15 protein-coding genes are annotated in these 15,656 nt (G+C 67.5%); 7 read left to right on the forward strand and 8 right to left on the reverse strand.

What is annotated here, in order from left to right:
* Positions 1-58: 58 nt before the first annotated feature.
* The gene (locus LDO27_RS02230) at positions 59-973 is read right to left on the reverse strand and encodes a LysR substrate-binding domain-containing protein (RefSeq protein ID WP_253074070.1); all 915 of its coding nucleotides are present in this window, start codon (positions 971-973) and stop codon (positions 59-61) included.
* Between the two features lie 150 nt (positions 974-1,123).
* Between LDO27_RS02230 and LDO27_RS02235 the strand changes: the two genes are divergently transcribed.
* The 5 genes from LDO27_RS02235 (at position 1,124) to LDO27_RS02255 (ending at position 6,270) form a co-directional block, all read left to right on the forward strand.
* Positions 1,124-1,915 carry an HpcH/HpaI aldolase family protein gene (locus LDO27_RS02235; protein WP_224039337.1) on the forward strand — a complete coding sequence of 264 codons (792 nt, stop codon included), beginning with the start codon at positions 1,124-1,126 and terminating at the stop codon, positions 1,913-1,915.
* 113 nt (positions 1,916-2,028) lie between these two features.
* A complete protein-coding gene (gene hisD, locus LDO27_RS02240) occupies positions 2,029-3,321 on the forward strand; it encodes a histidinol dehydrogenase (RefSeq protein ID WP_224039339.1) in 1,293 nt (430 codons plus the stop codon).
* A 5-nt stretch (positions 3,322-3,326) separates the two neighbouring features.
* Complete coding sequence (locus LDO27_RS02245; protein WP_224039341.1) at positions 3,327-4,088, forward strand: SDR family NAD(P)-dependent oxidoreductase; 762 nt, start codon at positions 3,327-3,329, stop codon at positions 4,086-4,088.
* Positions 4,089-4,170: 82 nt separating this feature from the next.
* Complete coding sequence (locus tag LDO27_RS02250) at positions 4,171-5,151, forward strand: Bug family tripartite tricarboxylate transporter substrate binding protein (protein WP_224039342.1); 981 nt, start codon at positions 4,171-4,173, stop codon at positions 5,149-5,151.
* A 372-nt stretch (positions 5,152-5,523) separates the two neighbouring features.
* Positions 5,524-6,270, forward strand: coding sequence for a helix-turn-helix transcriptional regulator (locus LDO27_RS02255; RefSeq protein WP_322790799.1), 747 nt, complete (start codon positions 5,524-5,526; stop codon positions 6,268-6,270).
* A gap of 12 nt (positions 6,271-6,282) precedes the next feature.
* Here the strand turns inward: LDO27_RS02255 and LDO27_RS02260 are convergent, their stop codons facing one another.
* The 6 genes from LDO27_RS02260 to pcaB all read right to left on the reverse strand — a co-directional run bounded on the left by LDO27_RS02260 (position 6,283) and on the right by pcaB (position 12,717).
* On the reverse strand, positions 6,283-6,768 hold the full coding sequence (locus LDO27_RS02260) for a RidA family protein (protein WP_224039345.1): 486 nt from the start codon (positions 6,766-6,768) through the stop codon (positions 6,283-6,285).
* On the reverse strand, positions 6,765-7,622 hold the full coding sequence (locus tag LDO27_RS02265; RefSeq protein WP_224039347.1) for a PhzF family phenazine biosynthesis protein: 858 nt from the start codon (positions 7,620-7,622) through the stop codon (positions 6,765-6,767). Before LDO27_RS02265 ends, LDO27_RS02260 begins: the two co-directional genes overlap by 4 nt.
* Positions 7,615-8,568 carry a Bug family tripartite tricarboxylate transporter substrate binding protein gene (locus LDO27_RS02270; RefSeq protein ID WP_224040764.1) on the reverse strand — a complete coding sequence of 318 codons (954 nt, stop codon included), beginning with the start codon at positions 8,566-8,568 and terminating at the stop codon, positions 7,615-7,617. The genes LDO27_RS02265 and LDO27_RS02270 overlap by 8 nt, the downstream gene beginning before the upstream one ends.
* Positions 8,569-8,823: 255 nt before the next feature.
* Positions 8,824-10,218 carry a class II fumarate hydratase gene (locus LDO27_RS02275; RefSeq protein WP_224039349.1) on the reverse strand — a complete coding sequence of 465 codons (1,395 nt, stop codon included), beginning with the start codon at positions 10,216-10,218 and terminating at the stop codon, positions 8,824-8,826.
* A 5-nt stretch (positions 10,219-10,223) separates the two neighbouring features.
* Positions 10,224-11,210, reverse strand: coding sequence for a tripartite tricarboxylate transporter substrate binding protein BugD (locus tag LDO27_RS02280; protein WP_224039351.1), 987 nt, complete (start codon positions 11,208-11,210; stop codon positions 10,224-10,226).
* A 133-nt stretch (positions 11,211-11,343) separates the two neighbouring features.
* The gene (pcaB, locus tag LDO27_RS02285) at positions 11,344-12,717 is read right to left on the reverse strand and encodes a 3-carboxy-cis,cis-muconate cycloisomerase (protein WP_224040766.1); all 1,374 of its coding nucleotides are present in this window, start codon (positions 12,715-12,717) and stop codon (positions 11,344-11,346) included.
* A gap of 147 nt (positions 12,718-12,864) precedes the next feature.
* Between pcaB and LDO27_RS02290 the strand changes: the two genes are divergently transcribed.
* Positions 12,865-13,599, forward strand: a complete 735-nt coding sequence (locus LDO27_RS02290) for a GntR family transcriptional regulator (protein ID WP_224039353.1) — start codon at positions 12,865-12,867, stop codon at positions 13,597-13,599.
* A gap of 50 nt (positions 13,600-13,649) precedes the next feature.
* Here the strand turns inward: LDO27_RS02290 and LDO27_RS02295 are convergent, their stop codons facing one another.
* On the reverse strand, positions 13,650-14,576 hold the full coding sequence (locus tag LDO27_RS02295) for a LysR family transcriptional regulator (protein WP_224039355.1): 927 nt from the start codon (positions 14,574-14,576) through the stop codon (positions 13,650-13,652).
* A gap of 123 nt (positions 14,577-14,699) precedes the next feature.
* Between LDO27_RS02295 and LDO27_RS02300 the strand changes: the two genes are divergently transcribed.
* Positions 14,700-15,650, forward strand: a complete 951-nt coding sequence (locus LDO27_RS02300) for a DMT family transporter (protein ID WP_224039356.1) — start codon at positions 14,700-14,702, stop codon at positions 15,648-15,650.
* Positions 15,651-15,656: the final 6 nt, after the last annotated feature.

The following is a 15,656-nucleotide window of genomic DNA, read 5'->3' on the forward strand; positions in this document are numbered from 1 at the left end:
AGAACTTCCACTGGACGAAAACTTCGGTGCGGAGATGTCTCAGGTTGCCCCGCCCCCGTCAGCCTCCCGCGCCGAAACACCCCTCCTCCAACCGATACTTCGCCGCACTTTCCACCGCCTGGTCCACGAACGGCAAGGTCAGGGGATTGCCGATTTCCTTGTGGAAGGCGATCCACAGTTCCAGCGCCGGCACGTCGCGGTCCGCGAGGCGGCGGTAGACCGCCCCCTTTACCGGCTGCGCCGCGGCTGACGCGGGCACCAGCGCGACCGCGATGCCAGCCGCCACCATCGACATCACGGCATGATGCCGGGCGGCGTCGTGAATCCGTGATGGCACGACATTGTGTTCGGCCAGCCAGCTCATCATCAGGTCGTGGGCGTACTGGCCGTGGCGTCGCTCCAGGCTAGCCAGGCTTTCGCCGTTGAGGTCGCGTGCCCGCACCCGTTGGCGTCCGGCCAGCGGATGATGCTGCGGCACGGCCAGGACATACGCCTCCGACATCAGCCGGCGCGCCTGTAGCCGCGGGTCTGTCACGGGCGGCCTCAGGATCGCCACGTCCAGTTCGTTGCGCAGCAGCGATTCCACCATGACCTCGGAACTGACTTCGCGCAGCGAGTACAGGACGCCCGGCACTCGCGCGGAGAAATGCCGGAGCATGTCCGGCACCAGCTCGATCGCGGAGATCGCCGTCAAGCCGATGCCGAGGTGCCCGACATCCTCACCCCGCCCCGCCTGCCCCACCATCTGCCGGGCCCGATGCTCGATATCGAACAGCTTCTGGGCTTCCTTGCGCAAGACGTGGCCCGCCGGGGTGAGCCGCACGCTGCGTTTGGAGCGCTCGAACAGTTGCGCGCCGACCTGCGCTTCGAGCTGCTTGATCTGCAGGCTCAGCGGGGGCTGCGTCATGTTGAGCCGTTGTGCGGCGCGCGTGAAATTCAGTTCCTCGGCCAGTACCAGGAACGATGTCAGCACGCGTAGTTCGAGCGGGGCGTACATATACAGAGTTTATATAAATTCAATACAAAACCAGTATTGGAAATATAACTCGGCACATCCCAGAATGTCTCCACTGCCCCCGGCCCCGCCGCTCCCGGGCGACACCGATAACAAGACAGGAGACCCATGACGATCCAGCACCCCATCGACACGCGCTTGCCAGCGCTGCTGCGCGGCGGCGAGCCACTGCGTGGGATTTTTTCCGCGTTGCCGAGCCCGGCCATCGTGGAGATGTGTGCCTATGCCGGCTTCACCTTCGTGATCATCGACAACGAGCATGGCGCCGCCGACTTCGAGACGACCGAGCATATGCTGCGCGCCGCCCGCGCGAGCGGCATCGTTCCGGTCGTGCGCTGCTTTGCCGAGGACATTCCGCGCGTGCTGGACATGGGCGCCAGCGCCGTCCAGGTGCCGATGGTCGAGACGGCCGATCAGGCGCGCGATCTCGTCGCCCGCGTGCGCTATCCCGTGCTGGGACGGCGCGGCAGCGCCTTCAGCGGCCGGGCCGCGGGCTATGGCGCGTTTCCCGGTGCCGGCCACATCCAGCGCAGCAATGAAGGCGTAACGCTGATTCCGATGATCGAGACGCCGCAGGGCGTCGCGAACGCGGGCGAGATCGCGGCGGTGGACGGCGTCGAGGCGGTGTTCGTCGGGCCCAACGACCTCGCGCATGCGATGGGCCATGGCAACGACTGGAAGGCGCCCGCCGTGGCAGGGGCCATCGAACACGCGCTGCGCGCGGTGCACGGCGCGGGCAAATGCCCCGGCATCATCGCCCTCGGCCCGAAAGACGAGGCGCACTACGCCGGCTTTGGCGCGCGGTATTTCGCCACGGTGGCCACCAGCCTCATCACCCAGGCCTTTCGGCAGGCGGCACAGGGCGGCCGCGATACCCCGCCGCCCGTGCTGCGCTACTAGGCCGCAGCCACCCAGAACCCCAGCTTTCATATGACAGGAAGACCGCCGCAAGCGGGCCGGACGCGTGCGTCCCGACGCAATGCGCGGCGAGCAGACCAATCCAGGAGATTTGCATGGCCCAGTATCTGAAGACATCCAAGCCGCAGGAGGTAAAGGCGGAAATCCAGGCGCAGGTGCGCGACACCGTGGCCGGCATCCTCGCGCAGATCGCCGAACGGGGCGACGCCGCCGTGCGCGAATACTCGGCCCGCTTCGACAACTGGCAGCCCGAGCGCTTCCGGCTGTCGCAGGAAGAGATCGAGGCCTGCGTGGCGTCGCTGTCGCCCGAGGTGCTGGCCGATATCCGCTTTGCGCAGGAGCAGATCCGGCGCTTTGCGCAAATCCAGAAGGACTCGATGCGCGACGTGGAGGTCGAGACCTTGCCCGGCGTGGTGCTGGGGCACCGCAATCTGCCGGTCAACAGCGTCGGCTGCTATATCCCGGGCGGCAAGTATCCGCTGGTCGCGTCGGCGCACATGAGCGTACTGACCGCGAAGGTCGCCGGCGTGAAGCGCGTGATCGCCGCCGCGCCGCCGTTCGACGGCAAGCCGGCCCCCGCCATCGTGGCCGCCATGCACCTGGCCGGGGCCGACGAGATCTACTGCATGGGCGGCGTCCAGGCCATCGCCGCGATGGCCCTGGGCACCGAGCACATCGCGCCCGTGGACATGATCGTCGGCCCGGGCAACGCCTACGTCGCGGAAGCGAAGCGCCAGCTCTTCGGCCGCGTCGGAATCGACCTGCTGGCAGGGCCGACGGAGACGTTGATCATCGCCGATGACACCTGCGACGCCGAACTGGCCGTAGCGGACCTGCTGGGCCAGGCCGAGCATGGTCCCAACTCGCCCGCCATCCTGCTGACCAATTCGCGCGCCCTGGCCGAAGCCGTGCCGGCCGAGCTCGAGCGGCAGCTGGCCATTCTGCCCACGGCGCCCATCGCCCGCGTGGCATGGCAGGAATACGGCGAGATCATCCTCTGCGATTCGTACGAGGAGATGGTGGCGGAAGCGGACCGCATCGCCTCCGAGCACGTGCAGGTGATGACGCGCGATCCCGACTATTTCCTGAAGCACATGACCAACTACGGCGCGCTGTTCCTGGGCGCCCGCACCAACGTCTCGTACGGCGACAAGGTCATCGGCACGAATCACACATTGCCGACCACCAAGGCCGCGCGCTATACCGGCGGCCTGTGGGTTGGCAAGTTCATCAAGACCTGTACCTACCAGCGCGTGACCACCGACGAAGCCTCGGCCATGATCGGCGAGTACTGCTCGCGGCTATGCGCGCTGGAGGGATTCGCCGGGCACAAGGAGCAGGCCGACATCCGCGTGCGCCGCTACGGCAAATCGCGCAAGGCGGCTTGACCGCCATGGGCAAGCTGGATTTCGAAGGTCAGGTGGTGGTCGTGACCGGCGCCACCGGCGGACTTGGCACGGCCATCTGCCACGCATTCGCGCAGGGCGGTGCGGTCATGGTGGCGGGCTATCACCGTTCGGCCGAGGCGGCGCAAGCGCTGGTGGGCGCCCTGCCCTCGCACGCCGGCGCGGTACACGCGGCGGTGGCCATGCCGGTGACCGACAGCGCCGCATTGGCACACGCCGCCGCGGCCGTCGGGCAGGCGTTTGGCCGGGTCGATGTGCTGGTCAATTGCGCGGGTACCACCCGCTTCGTGCCGCACGACGACCTCGACGCGCTCGATGACGCCCTGATCGACACGGTGCTGGCGACCAACGTGCGCGGCCCGATTGCGATGGTGCGGGCATTCAGGCCCTTGCTTGAAGCGTCGGATAGCGCCGTGGTGGTGAACATCTCATCGGTGGCGGCACGGACCGCGATGGGCAGCAACATTGCCTACTGCGCATCCAAGGCCGCGCTGGACAACCTGACGGCATCGCTGGCCCGTGCGCTGGCGCCGCGCATCCGTGTGGTATCGGTGTCGCCGGGTCTTGTGGATACCGATTTCGTGCAGTCGATGGAGCCGGCATGGCGCAATACGCAGGCCCGGCTCACGCCGCTGGGGCGCCTGGCCAGTCCGCAGGAGGTGGCAACCACCGTGCTGGCCGTCGCCGGTGCGATGCCCTTCACCACCGGCGTGGCGATTCCGGTAGATGGCGGGCGTCCGTTGCAATAGCGCACTCGAGGCACGCTTCCCATTGCCGACGGGACGTCGCAACGGCAGCAAGAACCAGAAGCAGAAACATAGGAGACAAACAATGAAATCGATCTACCGCACCGCACTTCGCACCGGCCTGCTAATCACTGGACTGGCGTTCGCCATGGCGGCTTCCGCGGAGTCCTGGCCCAGCAAGCCGATCAAGTATGTGGTGCCGTTCTCGCCCGGGGGCGTGTCGGATGCCACCGCACGCATCATCGCCGAGGGACTGTCGCAACGGCTGGGGCAGCCCGTGGTGGTCGAGAACAAGCCCGGGGTATCCGGCATCCTCGGCACACAGGCCGTGGCCCGCGCCGAGCCGGACGGCTACACCGTCATGGGCGGCACCATCACGACCCACGCCGTCAACCCGTTCTTCTACAAGAAGCTGGGCTATGACCCGCTCAAGGACTTTGTGGCGGTCAATCTGGTGGGTACGGTCAGCAACGTGCTGGTGGTATCGAACGAGAGCCAGTACCAGTCGCTGGACCAGATCATTGCGGCACTGAAGGCCAAGCCCGGCAGCCTGACGTTCGGAACGGCGGGCCCGGGCAGCTCCCAACAGCTGTCGGGCCAGCTCTTCCAGAGCATCACCGGCACAAAGCTGCAGCAGATCTCGTACAAGGGCGGCGCCGCGGCGATGACAGACCTGATCGGTGGCCAGATCGACCTGGTGTTCGAGACGGTGGCTGCGGCCAAACCGATGCTCGACGCCAGGCGGGTCCGCCCGATCGGCGTGACTTCCACCCAGGCGTTGCCCAGCCTGCCGGGGGTACGGCCCTTGTCCGAGCAGGGACTGAAGGGATTCGAGATGCAGTCGTGGCAAGGCATGTTCGCGCCGGCGAAAACGCCCAAGCCCATCGTGGACCGGCTGGCGAACGAGATTGCCGCGGTGGTGGCCACGCCGGCGGTGCAGCAGCGGCTGCGCGGACTGGGCGTGGAACCGTCGGGCAAGACCTCCGCGGGCTTTACGGCCTTCCAGAGCGCGGAAGTGGCCAAGTGGGGCAAGATCATCCAGGATGCGGGCGTGGTGCCGGAGTAAGGCGGCACCGGATGGCGATAGGGAACGGGCCGACAGCCTGGCCGTCTCCGTCAATGTTTTCAGCCGGCCGGTTTGGTCAAGTTGGGAGTTTCGCCGGCGTCGCGGCGAGGGGTCGCCGCCGCTTCGTCGTGTACGCCGACACGGCGTTCTCCGAGCCTCGTACCTGAGGGAGGTAGCACAGTTGTGCTCTCTACACAGCCAATGAGCCGGCACGTTCGTGGAGAGCGCACCCTGCCGTTCATACCCAGCGTGTTGTACCGCGGCCATGGCGCACTCAGCACCATGCGCTGCGCGTATCATCGTGCGGATCCGCGTTCTTGCCGCCGACAGGTCACGATGTCCGATCGCTCACGCCTATCACCGAAGCTGCATATGACGGCAAAGCTGGGCTTTGCCTTGCACGACAGCCGTCAGCCCGCTTTCCGGCGCGATTGGCACATGCATGACTGCAGCATGTTGCTATGGCCGTGCACGGGCAGCCTGAAGGCGGTCTGGGACGCGACGCCGGATACCTGCGAGCAGACGCCCGACGCGCGGCAAGCGACGACGCTGGTGCGCGGCATGGCCGTTCTGTTGCCGGCCAACACATCGCATCTGACCGTTTCCCTCCATCGCCACCAGCACCATGGGGAGCTCTACCTTCCTCCGGATCGAACGCCTCATGGGCGGCGGCATGGCGCGTTGCGTCTCGACGCCCCCACCATGGCCATGCTGGAGGCCATGCTGGCGCCGTCGATCTCCGAGCGGAGCGCCACCTGGCTGGTGCGGGCCGTCGTGGAGCAGATCGAGGCTGGCCGGCCGCTGGCCGTGGCCGATACGCCCGCCACCGTGGCCGTTCGCATGGTACGGCGGTTCATCCAGGCGTTGGAGCACGACCAGCCCCTGCCCTTGATCGACGCGGTGGCCAGCGAACTGGGCATTTCCGTCCGCCAGCTGCAGCGTGCCTGCCAGGACGAACTGGGGGCCACGCCGGTCGCAATCCGGCGCCGCGTGCTGGCAGCTCACGCCCGGGCATTGATGGATGCCGGCCGATCGCCAGCGAGCGTCAGCGTGCAGCTCGGCTTTGCCTCCAGCAGCCATCTGCACCGGCTGCTGCGCGAAGTTGCCGCATCGCCATAGCGGGTGCCTGCCTCAGGCAGCCGTTACGAGCGCGTCGATCTCGATTTCTATCCAGGCGCAGTCGGGCAGGCTCGCCACGCCCACCGCGCTGCGCGCCGGCAGCGGCTGCTCCGGAAATGCCATGCGCAACACCGCTGACGCCGCATCGAGCACGGCCGCATGCCGTGTGAATTCCGGCGCTGCGCGGATGAACCCGCGCAGCCTGACGACCTGGCGCACGCGCGACAGATCGCCAGTGCAAGCCTGGCGCAGCGCGGCCAAGGCATTGAGCATCGATATTTCCGCTGCCTCCCGGGCAGCGGGAAGATCGGCTTCATCGCGGCATTGGCCGGCCATGGCCACCCCCTCCCGCCGGCATACCTGGCCGGAGATCGACACGGCTTGCAAGGCGCCAATGGGCATTGCGCAAGACGGCGCGTAGTGGCCCTGCGGTTTCGATACGTCGGGCAGCACCATGCCTGCCTGGGCCAGCCGGGCTTCGGGCGACTGTGCGTTCATTGCTCGCTCCACGTGCTCGCCCCGCTCAGCCAGCAACCGTCGATCCGCGCGCCCTCGCTGCGAGGTGCGACGAGGATTTCGGACGGACTGCCCATGGCGTCGCCCTGCCATACCGCAATGGACGCGGGTGGCGGACCACCGAGCGTGCCCTGGCTCGCGAGGTAACCCCACAATGCCGCCGCGGCGATACCGGTTGCAGCGTCCTCCTGATACCCCGAGGACCGTGGAAACTGCCGGGCATGGACGACAGGACGGCCTCCTGCGTCTGTCGCGCCCATGGCATAGGGATACAGCCCGGTGGAGCCGATACTGGTACAGAGCGCCTCCATCGTCGGGAAATCAGGCTGCAAGCCATCGAGCATCGACACGGACGGCAGCGCTACCAGCGTCTTGACGCGACTGGTGGAGGCATTGATCGCCGGATAGGCGCCCGGCGGCAGTCCGAGTTGCGCCTGCACGCGGCGGCAAGCCGTGTCATCCAGCGTCTGCAGTTGCACTGCCGGCTGCGAGATCCACGCACATTGCGCCCGGTCGTCCCAGTAGGCGTGCACCATGCCGCTAAGCGTCTCGATACGGGCGGTAGGCGTGGTCCAGTGTCCCCACTGGCGCATTGCCCACAGTGTGCCCACGGTGGCATGCCCACACATTTCCATCTCGTGCTGCGGAACGAAGAAGCGCAACCGCCAGTCGGCATCGCCGCCAGCGGGCAGAACGAACGCCGACTCGTGTCCGTACGCCGCCGCGATGGCCTGCATGTCGGCGCCGGTCATCGCCTGCGCGTCCGCCACCAATGGCACCGGATTGCCACCCTGCCCTTCGCGCACGAACACGCGGACTACGCTGACTTCACTCACCGGTGGCTCCCACGGATTTGGCGGTCGTTCCCCAATAGGGGATGTCCTTTTCCACGGCAGCACGCAAGGCGGCCGGCGTACCCGGACGCACCGCCACGCCCTTGGCCGCCAGGTCATCCGCCACGCTCTTGTCTTCCAGCACCTTGTTGAGCGCGGCGTTGAAGCGCACCACGATCTGCGCGGGCGTGTTCCTGGGAAATGCGATGCCGTACCAGAGCTGCTGCTCGAAACCCCGCACGCCCTGGCTGTCGAACGTCGGCACATCGGGCAACAGCGGCGTGGGTGCGGTCGTGGCGACCGCTGCAACCTTTTGCGCCTTGATATAGGGCGCAAGGCCCACGGGGTTGTCGAACATCATCTGCACCTGCCCGCCGATAAGGTCGGTATATGCCGGTGCCGCACCGCGATACGGAACATGCGTCATGGGTACGCCGACCAGTTTCTGGAACTGCTCGCCCATCAGGTGCGAGACCGTGCCCACCCCAACCGAAGCAAAGCTGTGCGGCGTGGTGTCGGTCTTCAGCTTCGCGATAAGGGATTTCGCATCGGATGCCTTCCACTGCTTGTTGACGGCCAGCACGTAGGGGGATGTGCCAATGAACCCGGCATAACTGAAGTCCTTCGCCGGCTGGTAACCCAGCTTGGGATACAGCGCGACGCTGACAGCGTGGGTGCTCGTGGTCACCACGCCAGCGGTATAGCCGTCCGGCGTCGCTCGTGCCACGTAGGCGGAGCCGATCGTGCCGCCGGCACCGCCGCGATTGTCGATCACGACGGGCTGGCCAAGCTCGCGTTGCAGCGCGGGCTGGATGGAGCGGACGACCAGGTCCGTACCACCACCGGCTGGAAACGGCACGACAATCACGACGGGCCGGCTGGGCCATGTTTCCGCGTGCGCGGCGCCGCCGAGCGCGGCAACGGCGGCGATCAGGACGTGGCGCGTCATACGCCATGTTGGGGTGGGCGATTGCACGATTTCCTCCTTGTTGGATGCAAGGAGTCTAGACAAGCGCCGCGCCGTGATCGAACCGCAAAGCGACAGGATCCCATCCAAAATACGACCATGCACCACGACAATGGCGCGAGCCAGCCGTACGTCCCGAGTAGCGTCCCGTCTTTGTGCAGCTCAAGACGACGCTGCAACCCTGATGTCGGAATGGCGCCTGCCAATGCCTAAGGCGCAGCGCCGACGCCAGGCCCGCTATACCCCGCCGCGTGCCATGCGCTCCAGATCCACCAGCCTGTCGTACTCTTCTGCCGGCATCACGCCCAGCGCGATGGCTGCTTCCCTGGACGATATGCCGTGCGCAGCGGCATGGCGGACGATGCGCGCCGCCTGGTCGTAACCGATCACGGGGTTCAACGCGGTGGCGGCCAGCAGTGGGCTGTCGAGCTGGCGCGCCAGCCTTCCCTCGTCGGGCACGAGCCCCGGAATCACGCGTGTTGCCACCGTGGCCGCGCTATCGGCGAGCAGGCGGATCGACTGCAGCACGTTGTATATCAGCACCGGCTTGGCGACGTTCAGTTCAAAGCTGCCGGAAGCGCCCGCCATCGTTGCCGTGACATGGTTGCCGGCCACCTGCATGCCGGCCTGCACCATGACCTCGGCAATGGTCGGATTGCGCTTGCCGGGCATGATCGACGAAGTGAGCCCGTCGTCTGGCATCACCAGTTCTCCGATGCCGCAGTGCGGTCCCGAACTCATCCAGCGCAGGTCATTGGCGATCTTGATGAACGAGGCGGCAATGACGTTCAGCACGCCGGACAATTCCAGCAGGGCGTCGTGCGCGGCCATGCCCTCGACCTTGCAGGGGTTGGGACGGAACGGCAGACCGGTCAGGCGGCTCACTTCCCGGCAGAACGCGTCGGCAAATCCGGCCGGCGCATTCAGTCCCGTCCCGGCCGCGGTGCCGCCCTGCGGCAGCATCAGCAGGCGCCGCATCGTGCCTTCGACCCGCGCCATGCCGTGCCCGATCTGCGCGGCGAAGCCTTCGAAGCCGCGGCCCAGCGTGGTCGGCACGGCGTCCATCAGGTGCGTACGGGCCAGCTTCAGGATGGCGGCGAAGTCGGTCGCGCGGGCTTGCAGGCTGGCGTGCAGCGCGGCCAGCGCCGGCAGCATGCGGTCGTGGAGCTCCAGCACCGCGCTCAGATGCATGACCGTCGGAAAGCTGTCGTTGGATGACTGCGAGCGGTTGACGTGGTCATTCGGATGGACGGGCCGCTTGCCGCCCAGTGGTGCGCCCATCTGCTGGTTGGCCCGGTTGGCGATCACCTCGTTCGCATTCATGTTCGTCTGCGTCCCGGAGCCGGTCTGCCAGACGGTCAGCGGGAAGTGCGAGTCGAACGCGCCGCTGCGCACTTCGGCCGCGGCGGTGACGATGGCTTGCGCCACGGCGGGGTCCAGCTCGCCGCACTCCAGGTTCGCGGCTGCCGCCGCCATCTTCTGCAGGCCGAAGGCATGGATCAGGCAGTCCGGGAAGCGTTCGCTGCCGATATCGAATACGGCCAGCGCGCGCTGGGTCTGGGCGCCCCAATAGCGGTCTGCCGGGATGTCGACGGGACCGAAGGCGTCGTGTTCTACGCGTACCGCGGTCATGGCGCTCAGTCCAGCGAGATATTGGCCTTGGCCGCCAGCACTTTCCATCGCGCCACCTCGGCCTCGGTGTGCTTGCCCAGGGCGCTCGCGGTGTACTTGTCGGCCGGCAGCATCTGGATGGCCTGCGCCGACAGCCGGTCCGTGAACGCCTTGTCGCTCATCGCCTTCAGGTAGGCAGCCTGCATCCTGTCGACGACCGGTTGCGGCGTGCCCTTGGGCGCGTAGATGCCGTACCAGGTCGCGGCCTCGAAGCCGGGCACCACCGTTTCCGCCAGCGTCGGCACGTCCTTGAGCTGGTTCACCCGCGACGCCGAGGTCACGGCCAGCGCCCTCACCTTGGACTCGGTGATCTGCGGCAGCGCCGTATTGGTCTGGTCGAACATGCCATCCACCTGCCCCCCGATCACGTCGATCAGCGCGGGCCCCGCGCCCTTGTACGGCACCAGCGACACTTTCATGCCGGCCGCCGATGCAAACATGGCCGCTATCAGATGCGAGGTGGACCCCATGCCCGCATTGCTGACAAACAGCTTGCCGGGATTCTGCTTGCCGTACTCGACGAATCCCTTCACGTCCTTCGCCGGATGGTCCTTGCGCACCATCAGCACCATCGGCGTATCGGGAAAGCGGAAGACGGGCGCGAAGTCCTTGACGGGGTCGTAGGCCAGCTTCTTGTACAGCGCCGGCGCCGCGCCCATGTAGCCCATGTGCCCGACCAGCATGGTGTAGCCGTCGGCCGCCGCCCGGGCGGCCTTGGCGGCGCCGATGGTGCCGCCCGCGCCCGGCGAGTTGTCGATGATGATCGACTGCCCCACCTCGCGCGAAACACGCTCGGCAATATGGCGCGCCAGGGCATCGGTCGGCCCCCCGGCGGCGAACGGCACGATCCACGTGATCGGTCGGGTCGGCCAGGTCTGCGCGTGGGCGGCGGTGGCGGCGACCATCGCGGCGATGGTCAATGCGCCGCGCAGGAAGCGGGGGAAGGGGTGCATGTGTTGTCTCCTGGATTGGCTTTCTATGGCGGTGGATCGGGCGTGCGTGGGCACGCGCGAGGGCTTGCCGCCCAGAGCGGGCAGCTGAACCTGTCGGGGGATGGATGCGGGCCGGTGCCGAAGCACCCCGGTATCAGGGCACCTGCGCGGACAAGGCGATGGCGCGGTCGACCATCTGCGGCGCCAGGCCCAGATAGTTGGCCGGGTCGACCATCTGTTCGATGGCGGCGCGATCGAAGTGCCGAGTCACGGCCGGCAGCGCGCACAGCGCGTCGGCGAGCGTGCCGCCCGACTCGTTGACGGTGCGGCAGGCGTCGTAGACCACGTCGTGCGCCTGCTGGCGGCCGATATGCGGGGCCATGCGCATCATCACCGCTTCCGCCACGATCAGGCCCTTCGAGATGCCCAGGTTATGCGCCATGCGCGGCGCGTCGACGATCAGCCCGCCGAGCGCGAACTTCGCCTGGTGCAGTGCCCCGGCCGTCAGGATGAAACTCTCGGGAATGGCGATCCACTCCGCATGCCACGGCCCCGTGGCGCGCTCGAAGTCCTGGACCATGGCGTCGATCATCAGCCCCGCGTGCTGGCGCACGGCCTTCGAGGCGGCGAGCATCAGTTCGCTCGAAATCGGATTGCGCTTCTGCGGCATGGTGCTGCTGGCGCCGCGGCCCTTGACGAAGGGCTCGTAGACCTCGGCGAATTCGGTCGACGCCATGATCATGATGTCCAGCGCGATCTTGCCCAGCGAGCCGGTGACCAGCGCAAGCAGGTTCACGGCCTCGGCCAGTCCGTCGCGGGCCACGTGCCACGTGGTGGCTGGCACGCCCAGTCCCAGTTCTTCGGCCAGCGCGTGCTGTACGTCGAATCCCTTGTTCCCCAGCGACGCCAGGGTGCCGGCGGCCCCGGCGAACTGTACGACCGCCACGCGGGGGCGCAATTCCGCCAGGCGCTGCTGATGGCGGTCGAACATTGCGAGCCAGATCGCCACCTTGTAGCCGAAGGTCACCGGCAAGGCTTGCTGAAGGTGGGTGCGGCCGGCCATCGGGGTGTCCCGGTGCCGGCTCGCCAGGTCGGCGAGGATGGCGCGCAGCGCCCGGATATCGGCGTCGATGGCGTCCAGGGCGTCGCGCACCTGCAGCGCCACGGCGGTATCCATGATGTCCTGCGTGGTCGCGCCCCAATGGACGAAGCGGCCCGCGTCCCCGCACATCGCCACCAGCTGGTGGACCAGCGGGAGGATCGGATAGCCGACAATGTCGGTTTCCTCCCGCATATGGTCGAAGTCGATGCGATCGATCCGCGATTCGCGGGCGATCGCCTGGGCGGCCTCGGCCGGGATCACGCCGACACGCGCCTCGGCTTTCGCCAGCGCGACCTCGACATCGATGTAGCGCTGCACGAGCGCCCCGTCGGAGAAGATCTCGCGCATGGCCTTGGTGCCGAAGGCATCGCGAAACAGCGCGGAATCGACGACGGTGCTGGCGGCGGGGATCGAGTAGTTGGGCATGGTGCTACCTTGTGGCATGCTGACAGGAACGCGGATATGTTCGAACATGTTGGTCATTAAATATGTTCGAACATAACTCCGAAATACGTATAAACCCTCGGATCCGCCGGCGGGCGACGAGCGGGCAACGAACGCCGCAAGGCCACTATGAGCAAAAGAAACGCAACCGAAATCACCGGCGAACTGCTAGAGGGCATCACGACTGGCCGTTTTCCCGTGGGCTCGCTGCTGCCCACCGAATTCGAGCTATGCGAGCAGTTCGGTGCCAGCCGCTACACCATCCGTGCGGTGCTGCAGGCGCTCCAGGACATGGGGCTGGTGTCGCGCCGCAAGAATGTCGGTACGCGTGTGGAAGCCGCGCAGCCCCGGCCGGTGTTCAAGCCGACGCTGGCATCGGTGGAAGACCTGATGCAGTTCGGGCAGGCGCACCGGCGCGTGGTGCAGTCGGTCGATACGGTCAAGGCGCCGCCCGACGTGGCCGCCGACCTCGGCGGCGGGCCGGATGCCCGATGGCTTCGCATTTCCAGCGTGCGGCTGGACGACGATGCGAGCGCGGCGCCCATGGCGTGGACCGACATCTATATCGATGCCGGCTATGCGGACATCGGGCCGATCGTGCGAGACACGCCGGACGTGCTGGTCAGCTCGCTGATCGAATCGCGTCATGGCCGGTGCATTGCCGAGATCGAACAGAAGGTCCGGGCGTCGACGCTGCAAGACGCGCGTATCGGGCGGGCGCTGGGGCTCGAACCCGGGGCGCCCGTGCTGAAGATCGTTCGCCGCTACTTTGACGAAGCGGGCGACACCTTCGAGGTATCCGTGACCACCCATCCCGCCGAGACGTTCTCGGTCGTCACCCGCATGAAACGGTCGGCGGGCTAGCCATCGCGCCAGCAGCGGCGCGCCGGTCGCCGCGGTGTCCTGCTGTCGCGTCAGGCGCGCTGCTGCTCTCCCAGATGCTCCGCCAGATGATCGATCAGCGCCCGCACCTTCGGCGGCAGCACGCGCTTGGGCGGGTACAGCAGCCACACCGCCCCCTGATAAGCACGAGCGCGGAAGTCCCAGTCGGGCAGCACCTGCACGAGCTTGCCGGACCGCAGCGCGGCGCGCGCGGCGAAGTCCGGCAGCGCCGCGATGCCCAGGTGGCCCAGCGCCCCTTCGAGCCGGGCGCCGACATGGTTGGCGATATAGCGGCCCCGCACGCTCACGGTGTGCGCCTCGCTGCCGCGGCGGAAGCGCCAGCGGTTGTCGTCCGCGTGTTCGCCCAGGAACAGGCAGTCGTGGCCGGCCAGCTCCCGCGGATGCGCGGGCGCCCCGGCCTTGCCGAGATAGCGCGGCGAGGCGCACAGCATCCAGCGCACCGCGCCGAGGCGACGGCCGGCCAGACCGGGGGGCGGGTCGTCGGTGAGCCGGATCACCAGGTCCACTTCGTCGGCGACCGGATCGACCGCCTGATCGGAAAACCGCAGATGGACGTCGACCTCCCCGTACTGGCGCAGGAACGACGGCATCAACGGGTGAATCATGGTCTTGGCGTACGCGACCGGCGCGCTCAGCGTGACCCGCCCTTGCGGCCGTTCGCCCATCTGGCCCGCGGCATCGATGGCACCCGCGGCGGCACCGACCATATCGCGGCAGAAGCGCGCCACCTGCTCCCCGGCTTCGGTAACGCGGACCTTGCGGGTCGAGCGCTCCAGCAGCCGGGTTGCCAGCGCCTCCTCCAGCCGCTTGATCTGCCGGCTGACGGTCGACGGCGTGGTGCCAAGCTGGCGCGCCGCCAGCGAGAAGTTGCCCGTATCGACCACGCGGGCAAAGACCGCGAGGTCGGGCAGCAGTGCGATCAGGGCGTTCGGGTGCATTCGGGGCTTCGACGATTGATGATTCAGCGACATCAAAGATGTGCGGGCGTAGCGGATTATCGCCGCCCACGCAATGCCAGACAATGCGTCACCGATCATTCTCCGCCGCCCGGCTTCCCGACCATGACCGCCCGACAAGCCCGATTGCTGACGTTGTCCGACCTGATGCTGCTCGGCGTCGCGGTGGTCTGGGGCACCAGCTATGGCGTCGCCAAGCAGGCGCTGGACTATTACCCGGTGCTCGGCCTGCTGGCGTTGCGCTTCGGTCTGACATTCGTGCTGCTGTCCCCCACGCTCGCAGGCCTGCGCGGCATTCCGGCGGCATCGCTGGCGCGGGTGCTGGGCGCCGGCGTGCTGCTGCTCGGCATCTTTCTGTGCGAGATGTTCGGCCTGTTGCTGACGCGCGCCGCCAATGCGGCGTTCCTGATCAGCCTGTGCGTGGTGTTGACGCCGTTGATCGAATGGCTGCTGCTGTCGCGCCGGCCGTCGCGCGTCGAATGGGCGGCCGTGCTGCTGTCGCTGTGCGGCGCCTGGATCCTGGCGGCCGACGGCGCATGGTCGCTTTCCTTTCATCCCGGCGACGCGCTGATCCTGCTTGCAGCGCTGCTGCGTGCGATCTATGTCTGCGTGATGAAGCACAGCCTGGGCAGACAGTCGCCTCCGGCGCTGACCGTCACCGCATTGCAGGCCGGCGTGGTGTCGCTGGGCAGCGTGCTGGTGGCCTGGGTGGGTGGCGCCGCCACGTGGCCATTGCCGCCGCTGCCTGGCTTCGGTGCAAGCAGCGCCTTCTGGCTGGCCGTGTTGTACCTCGTGGGCGCCTGTACGCTGTTCGCATTCTTCGCGCAGAACTATGCGATCGCGCGCAGCAGTCCCACGCGCGTCGCGCTGTTGACGGGCAGCGAGCCGGCATTCGGCGCGCTGTTCGCCTGGCTGTGGCTGGGCGAACGCATCTCGCTGTCCGGCTGGATCGGCGGCGGCCTGATCGTGGTCGCTTCGCTGGCCGCGACGGTCCGCTGGCAGCGTCCGGCCGCACGGCCCCACGCCGGTGTGGCGCAGGCCGGGAAACGCGCGTAGCACGGA

Origin of the sequence: Cupriavidus respiraculi, assembly GCF_914271545.1 — a bacterium.
Taxonomy (GTDB): Bacteria; Pseudomonadota; Gammaproteobacteria; order Burkholderiales; family Burkholderiaceae; genus Cupriavidus; species Cupriavidus respiraculi.